9 protein-coding genes are annotated in these 6,913 nt (G+C 64.2%); 7 read left to right on the top strand and 2 right to left on the bottom strand.

What is annotated here, in order from left to right:
- On the top strand, positions 1-206 hold a 206-nt coding region (locus ACYU8T_RS13150), incomplete at its 5' end, for a hypothetical protein (protein ID WP_461159704.1).
- A gap of 226 nt (positions 207-432) precedes the next feature.
- On the opposite strand, the gene rpsT is transcribed toward ACYU8T_RS13150, so the two are convergent.
- Together rpsT and mutM are read right to left on the bottom strand one after the other, a co-directional pair.
- Positions 433-696 carry a 30S ribosomal protein S20 gene (rpsT, locus tag ACYU8T_RS13145; protein ID WP_097090809.1) on the bottom strand — a complete coding sequence of 88 codons (264 nt, stop codon included), beginning with the start codon at positions 694-696 and terminating at the stop codon, positions 433-435.
- A gap of 117 nt (positions 697-813) precedes the next feature.
- A complete protein-coding gene (gene mutM, locus ACYU8T_RS13140) occupies positions 814-1,626 on the bottom strand; it encodes a bifunctional DNA-formamidopyrimidine glycosylase/DNA-(apurinic or apyrimidinic site) lyase (RefSeq protein ID WP_097090808.1) in 813 nt (270 codons plus the stop codon).
- 106 nt (positions 1,627-1,732) lie between these two features.
- Here mutM and ACYU8T_RS13135 point away from each other — a divergent pair, with 106 nt between their 5' ends.
- From ACYU8T_RS13135 to ACYU8T_RS13110, 6 genes are all read left to right on the top strand, one after another.
- Positions 1,733-2,464, top strand: a complete 732-nt coding sequence (locus ACYU8T_RS13135; RefSeq protein ID WP_097090807.1) for a class I SAM-dependent methyltransferase — start codon at positions 1,733-1,735, stop codon at positions 2,462-2,464.
- A gap of 67 nt (positions 2,465-2,531) precedes the next feature.
- Positions 2,532-4,073, top strand: coding sequence for a 2-polyprenylphenol 6-hydroxylase (gene ubiB / locus ACYU8T_RS13130; RefSeq protein WP_461159703.1), 1,542 nt, complete (start codon positions 2,532-2,534; stop codon positions 4,071-4,073).
- Positions 4,070-5,317 (top strand): bifunctional phosphopantothenoylcysteine decarboxylase/phosphopantothenate--cysteine ligase CoaBC, encoded by a 1,248-nt coding sequence (gene coaBC, locus ACYU8T_RS13125; protein ID WP_461159702.1) that lies wholly within the window; start codon positions 4,070-4,072, stop codon positions 5,315-5,317. The genes ubiB and coaBC overlap by 4 nt, the downstream gene beginning before the upstream one ends.
- Positions 5,292-5,756: a dUTP diphosphatase gene (gene dut / locus ACYU8T_RS13120; protein ID WP_461159701.1), complete on the top strand. Its 465-nt coding sequence runs from the start codon at positions 5,292-5,294 to the stop codon at positions 5,754-5,756. The genes coaBC and dut overlap by 26 nt, the downstream gene beginning before the upstream one ends.
- On the top strand, positions 5,753-6,520 hold the full coding sequence (locus ACYU8T_RS13115) for a HesA/MoeB/ThiF family protein (protein WP_461159700.1): 768 nt from the start codon (positions 5,753-5,755) through the stop codon (positions 6,518-6,520). Before dut ends, ACYU8T_RS13115 begins: the two co-directional genes overlap by 4 nt.
- Complete coding sequence (locus ACYU8T_RS13110) at positions 6,508-6,873, top strand: peroxiredoxin (RefSeq protein WP_461159699.1); 366 nt, start codon at positions 6,508-6,510, stop codon at positions 6,871-6,873. Before ACYU8T_RS13115 ends, ACYU8T_RS13110 begins: the two co-directional genes overlap by 13 nt.
- Positions 6,874-6,913 lie beyond the last annotated feature (40 nt).

Raw genomic sequence — 6,913 nt, 5'->3', positions numbered from 1 at the left:
AAACAGTCGACCCCCATCAACTGTGCCCCTGGCTGGCAGGGACAATCAGACGCAAGAAGACCTTTGGGAAAGCAGCACTTTCCCAACATATCTGCGTCAACAAACCTAATGACGATCGCCGGAAATCGATTCGAGTGGCGACCAGAGAGTTGAAAATAGACAGGCATTCTCCGCCTGATCAAGGGCAGGCCCGTTCAAAAATGTGAAATAAAGACGTTGACTCGGAAAACCGGGGAAAACCGGAAATCCTTGTTTATATCCCTATATTTCAATGACTTAATCAATATAGGGATTCGGGCACTTTTGCTCGAATCGTTGGGGAATCGCGGGAATCTGCGGGACTCCGTTACGGTTGCGTGACGGACATATGAAAAAACCCGCCCCAGAGCGGGACGGGTCTTTTCAATTTATTTGACGATCGAGTGAAGCGGCTCAGGCGAGCGCGCTGACTCGCTTCGTGAGGCGGCCGAACTTGCGAGCCGCGGTATTCTTGTGCAGGACGCCGCGGGCAACGCCACGGGCCAGTTCAGGCTGGACGGACTGAAGCGCCGTGGCCGCAGCCGCCTTGTCGCCAGCGGCGAGAGCGGTTTCGACCTTCTTCACCAGGGTGCGGATCCGGCTGATGCGGGCGCCGTTGATTTCGGCGCGGCGTGCGTTGCGGCGGATGCGCTTCTTGGCTTGCGGCGTATTGGCCATTTAAAGTCCTCAGTCTCGTCAAATCGCGTGAATAGGGCTCGTCGGAATCGCCAACCAGCCCCGTGAAGGTGCGCCCCTTACAGGGGATAAGCCGGAGCGTCAACGGCAAGACGCGCGCTATTTCTGGCATTTCGGGCAGTAGAAGGTCGATCGGCCACCATCCACGCGGCGCCGGATCACCCCGCCACAGGCGCAGCTTTCCCCTTCCCGACCATAGACGCGCCACTGTTTGGAGAAATAGCCAAGCTCCCCGTCGGGCCGGGCATAATCGCGCAAGGTCGATCCTCCGGCCGCGATCGCGGCCGTCAGCACCTCCCGAATCGCCTCTGCCAGCAGGCCGAGCCGCGCCCGGCTGATCCGCCCGGCTTCCCGCATGGGAGAAATGCCGGCCATGTTGAGCGCTTCGCAGACATAGATATTGCCCAAGCCCGCGACGATTCGCTGATCGAGCAGCGCCGCCTTGATCGATGTCGCCTTGCCCTGGAGCGCGCGAGCCAGATAGGCGGCGGAAAATTCGGGGCCGAGCGGTTCGGGGCCCATGCGCGTGAAAGGGGCATAAGCCTGCCACGCATCGCTCCGGACGAGGTCGAGCGAACCGAAGCGGCGGGGATCGTTCAGCGAGAGCAGATGGCCGTCGCTGGTCTCAAGCAGCAGATGGTCATGTGCGCCGATCTCCGCCGGATCGATTCGCCAGCGCCCGGACATGCCGAGATGAAAGATGAGCGTGTCGCCACGATCGGTCTCTATCAGCCCATATTTGGCGCGGCGGGCGAGCGAAGTGACGGTTGCGCCGGTCAGCCGCTGCCGCAGGTCGACGGGGATCGGGAAACGCAGGTCGGCCCGGCGTGGTTCGACACGGGTGAGAACCGTGCCCTCCAGGACCGATCGAAGTCCCGCGACCGTGGTTTCGACTTCTGGCAATTCGGGCATTCAGATCGTTCCGGAAGCTGTTGTGAAGGCAGTGACAAATCACTGAACATTTTCGCCGATCTGGGGTGTTTCCACCGGACATGCAAATGCTCTAGGAGGCTGGCCCATGAACGACACCGCTTCTTTCGGCTATCGCGACGTGGATGCCTCTGAAAAACAGGGGATGGTCCGCGCGGTCTTTTCCAATGTCGCGTCCAAATATGACCTGATGAACGACGCCATGTCGGCAGGCGCGCACCGGCTGTGGAAAGATCAGTTCGTCAGTCGCGTGAAGCCCCGCAAGGAGGAAGCGATCCTCGACATGGCGGGCGGCACGGGCGACGTCGCTTTCCGCTTGGCTAAGCATGGCGCGCGCGTCACCGTGTCCGACATCAATCCGGAAATGCTGGCCGTGGGCGTCGAACGCGCGAAGAAGAAGGGCCTGGAAGGGCTGATCTGGTCGGAACAGAATGCGGAGGAGCTGACGTTCAAGGATCGCAGCTTCGACGCCTATACTATCGCCTTTGGCATCCGCAACGTGACGCATATCGACAAGGCGCTGCGGGAAGCGCACCGGGTGCTGAAATTTGGCGGGCGCTTTTTCTGCCTGGAATTTTCGACGACGACCTGGCCGGGATTTTCCGATGTGTATGACGTCTATTCGCATAGGCTGGTGCCCAAGCTCGGCAAGCTGCTGGCGGATGACGAGGACAGCTATCGGTATCTGATCGAATCGATACGGCGCTTTCCGCCCATGCCTGAATTCGAGCGGATGATCCGCGAGGCGGGTTTCGTGCAGACGAAGGTCGAGCCGATCCTGGGCGGATTGGTGGCGATCCATTCGGGGTGGAAGATTTGATGGTGCCGAAGCTCGCTTCGCTCGCGCCCGCCCCCTGCCCCTCCCGCCTGCGGGAGGGGAGCCAGTAGTGCCATCCCACATCACGCATATCTGGCGGCTGCTGAAATGGGGCCGGACGCTGGCGCGGCATGGCGCGCTGCGAGGGATTGAGCGCGATCCGCTGACGCCAGCGCCGGTCCGGCGTCTGGTGCGGGTGGCGCGGGTCGGCGCCAGGGTGCCCAGGCAGCCGCGCTATGCCGATGCGTTTCAGGCCATCGGGCCTGCGGCAATCAAGCTGGGGCAGACATTGGCGACCCGCCCCGACCTGGTCGGCGATGAAGCAGCGAACGATCTTCTGCGGTTGCAGGACGCGCTGCCGCCCGTGCCGTTCGCCACGATCCGCGCACAGATCGAGCAGAGTTTCGGGCGTCCGTTGGAGAGCATCTATCGCAGCTTCGACGAAGTGCCGGTAGGCGCCGCTTCGATCGCGCAGGTGCACCGCGCCGTCACGACCGATGGACGCGATGTGGCGGTGAAGGTGATCCGGCCCGGCGTCACGGACCAGTTCAATCGCGACATCCAGACCTATGAGTGGGCGGCTGCTCATATGGAGATGCTGGGCGGGGAGGCCGCGCGATTGCGGCCGCGCCTCGTCATCGCAAACCTCAAGCGGTGGACGGCACGGGAGCTGGACCTGCGCCGCGAGGCCGCATCGGCATCCGAGCTGGCCGAGGCGATGGAGGCGATGCCCGGCTATCGCGTGCCGATTATCGATTGGGATCGCACGACCGGCAAGGTCATGACGATGGAGTGGATCGACGGGATCAAGATCTCCGACCGCGACGGCCTGATCGCGGCGGGCCATGACGTGAAGGAACTGGCTGCGCGGCTGGTCAACGCCTTCCTGCGGCAGGCGATCGCCGAAGGTTTCTTCCACGCCGACATGCATCAGGGGAACCTGTTCGTCACCGGCAATGGCGACATTGTGGCGATTGACTTCGGCATCATGGGGCGGATCGACCGGCGCGCGCGTATGTGGCTGGCGGAGATTCTCTATGGCCTGATCACCGGCAACTACAAGCGGGTCGCCGAAATCCATTTCGAGGCGCAATATGTGCCGGGCCACCATAATGTTGAGGAGTTCGCTACCGCCCTGCGCGCCGTCGGCGAGCCGATGCGCGGCAAGCCGGTGCGCGAGCTTTCGGTCGGGGGCATGCTGGACGGCCTGTTCGCCATCACCCGCGATTTCGACATGCAGACGCAGCCGCACCTGCTGCTGCTTCAGAAGACCATGGTGATGGTGGAAGGCGTGGCAACCGCGCTCGATCCCGACATCAACCTGTGGGAAACGAGCGGCCCTTATGTGAAGGAGTGGTTGCGCGCGGAACTGGGGCCGGAGGCCAAGGCCGCCGATGCGCTGATCGAAAATTGGCGGACGCTTCAGCGATTGCCGGGCCTTGTGCGCCGGATCGAGGAAGCATTCCCGGAGAAGGGCGGCGCGCCGCCGCCGCCGCCGCTGACCGAAGTCAGGCTGATCCGCATCGGCGGCGGGTGGCGCTATGCCGCCGTGGCGGGGATCGCCGCGGTGACTGGAGCGGTCGTTACGGCCCTGCTACATCTGCAGCTATGACTCAGCGCCGCATTCTCCTGATCGTCGCCGGTGGCATTGCCGCCTACAAGTCGCTGGAGCTGGTGCGGTTGCTCAGGAAGCGCGGCATCGCGGTGCGCGCGGTGCTGACCGATAGCGCGACCAATTTCGTGACGCCGCTGTCCCTGGGCGTACTGACTGAGGACCATGTCTATGGCAACATGTTCGACCTGAAGGAAGAGCGGGAAATCGGTCATATCCAGTTGAGCCGCCAAGCTGATCTGGTGGTGGTCGCGCCCGCGACGGCGAACATTCTTGCGAAGATGGCGAATGGCATTGCCGACGATTTGGCAACGACGCTGCTGCTGGCGACGGACAAGCCGGTGCTGGCGGTGCCTGCGATGAATGTGCGCATGTGGCATCATCCGGCAACGCAACGGAACCTGGCGCGCCTGCATGCCGACGGCGTCCACCTGATGGAGCCCGATAGCGGCGACATGGCTTGCGGCGAGTTCGGCAAGGGGCGCCTGCCTGAACCCGAAGCGATCGTCGCGGAGGTTGAGCGGTTGCTTGAACGTCCGGCGATGAAAGACCCGCTTGCCGGGCAGCCGGATTTCGAAGGGGCCGAACTGCCGCTCAAGGGACGCCATATCCTGATCACCGCCGGGCCGACGCATGAGCCGATCGATCCGGTGCGCTACATCGCCAATCGTTCTTCGGGGAAGCAGGGCTTTGCCATCGCGGCGGCGGCGGCGCGGGCTGGCGCGCGCGTGACGCTGGTGGCCGGGCCGGTGCATTTGCCGACGCCTGCGGGCGTGGACCGCATCGATGTGGAAACGGCACGGGACATGCTGGCTGCGGTCGAAGGCGCGCTGCCCGCCGACGCGGCGATCATGGTTGCGGCGGTTGCCGACTGGCGCACGGCGGATGCTTCCGGGCAAAAGCTCAAGAAGGATGGATCGGGCAAGCCTGCCCCGCTCGCGCTGGTCGAGAATCCGGACATTCTTGCCACTCTCGGCAAGCATGCGCTGCGTCCTGCCCTGCTGATCGGTTTCGCCGCCGAGACCGAGAAGGTCGCGGAACATGCGCAGGCCAAGCTGGCGCGCAAGGGCGCGGACTGGATCATCGCCAATGACGTATCGGGTGACGTCATGGGCGGCGACAGCAACAGCGTCCATATCGTCACGGCGGACGGCATCGAAAGCTGGGAACAGCTACCCAAGGATGCCGTCGCCACTCGCATCATGGAAAAGGTCGCTCATGCCCTCCCCCCTCTCCCCCATTGAAATCCGCCTGAAGCGCCTGCCTCATGGCGAGGGGCTGCCGGTGCCCGCCTATGCGACCGAACATGCGGCGGGCATGGACGTCGTGTCTGCCGAGGATGTGATCATCATACCAGGTGGGCGGCATGCGGTGGCGACGGGCTTTGCGATGGCGATCCCCGATGGCTATGAGGTGCAGGTGCGGCCAAGGTCGGGCCTGGCGCTGAAGCATGGGATCAGCCTGCCCAACACGCCCGGCACGATCGATGCGGATTATCGCGGCGAATTGAAGGTCATCCTCATCAACCTGGGCACCGAGCCCTTCGTCATCTCGCGGGGTGACCGCATCGCGCAACTGGTGGCGGCGCCGGTGCAGCTGGCGCGCTTTGCCGAGGTCGAGGAACTGGACGAGACGGTCAGGGGTTCGGGTGGTTTCGGATCGACGGGAGTGAGTAGCTCATGACCTTTTCCGACGAGCAGCTGGAACGCTATGCCCGCCATATCGTCCTGAAGGAGATTGGCGGCGCGGGTCAGGCGCGGCTGCTGTCGGCTGATGTGGCGGTGATCGGTGCGGGCGGCATCGGCAGCCCCGCGATCCTCTATCTCGCGGCGGCGGGCGTCGGCACGATACGGGTTATCGATGACGACCATGTCGCTCTTTCCAATTTGCAGCGGCAGGTGCTGTTCGGCACCTCCGACGTGGGCGCCCCGAAGGCCGAGGCCGCGATGGCGGCGGTGGCCAGGCTCAATCCCGATGTGAAGCTGATCCCCATCAATGCGCGGATCGATGCGGATAATGCCGCCCTCATGCTGCGCGATGCGGATGTCGTTCTGGACGGATGCGACAGCTTCGCGACGCGGCTAGCGGTGGCGGATTGCGCGCAGCGACTGCGCATTCCGCTCGTGTCGGCCGCGGTCGGGCCGTTCGAGGGGCAACTTGCGACCTATCGCGGCTGGGAAGGCGACCAGCCCTGCTATCGCTGCCTGGTCGGCGATCCGCAGGATGCGCCAGAGCGGAACTGCTCCGAAACGGGCGTGATCGGCGCGCTCACCGGTATGATGGGCAGCCTGGCCGCGCTGGAAGTCATTCGCGCGCTCGTTCCGTTCGGCGCGGACATGGCGGGCAAGCTGCTGCTCGCCGACCTGCTTTCCATGCGGTTCCGCACGGTCAGCATCGCCAAGGACCCCGGCTGCAAGGCATGCGCCGCTGAACTATGCGCGAACTGAGGATCGTCGTCGCCACCGCTGACGCAGAGCGGCTGCGCGGCGCGCTGATGCTGGCAAGCGCGCAGGCGGCGCTGGGGGGAGCGGCCAGCATATTCCTGCAATTGGATGCGGTGGCGCTGCTGCGGCACCCAATTACAGCTGCCGGGGACGCGGCACATGTAGCGGCTGGCCTGCCCCGGCTGGGAACGCTGATAGAGGAGGCCGTTGCGTTGGGAGTGACTATCCTCGCGTGCCAGAGCGGCCTCATGCTGGCGGGCATGACCGCAGACATGCTCCCGCCGGAGGTGGAAGCAGGCGGCCCCGTCTCCTTCCTGCAGGAAACCAGCGATGAGGCCCGCCTGCTCTTGGCATGAGCTTTCACCAAAGCCCCTTCTATTGACAGACGGGGCCGCC

It is taken from the genome of Sphingobium sp. TomMM35A (assembly GCF_054771735.1).
The sequence above is the reverse complement of the archived record's forward strand: the minus strand, read 5'-3'. Positions and strand labels throughout refer to the sequence as shown.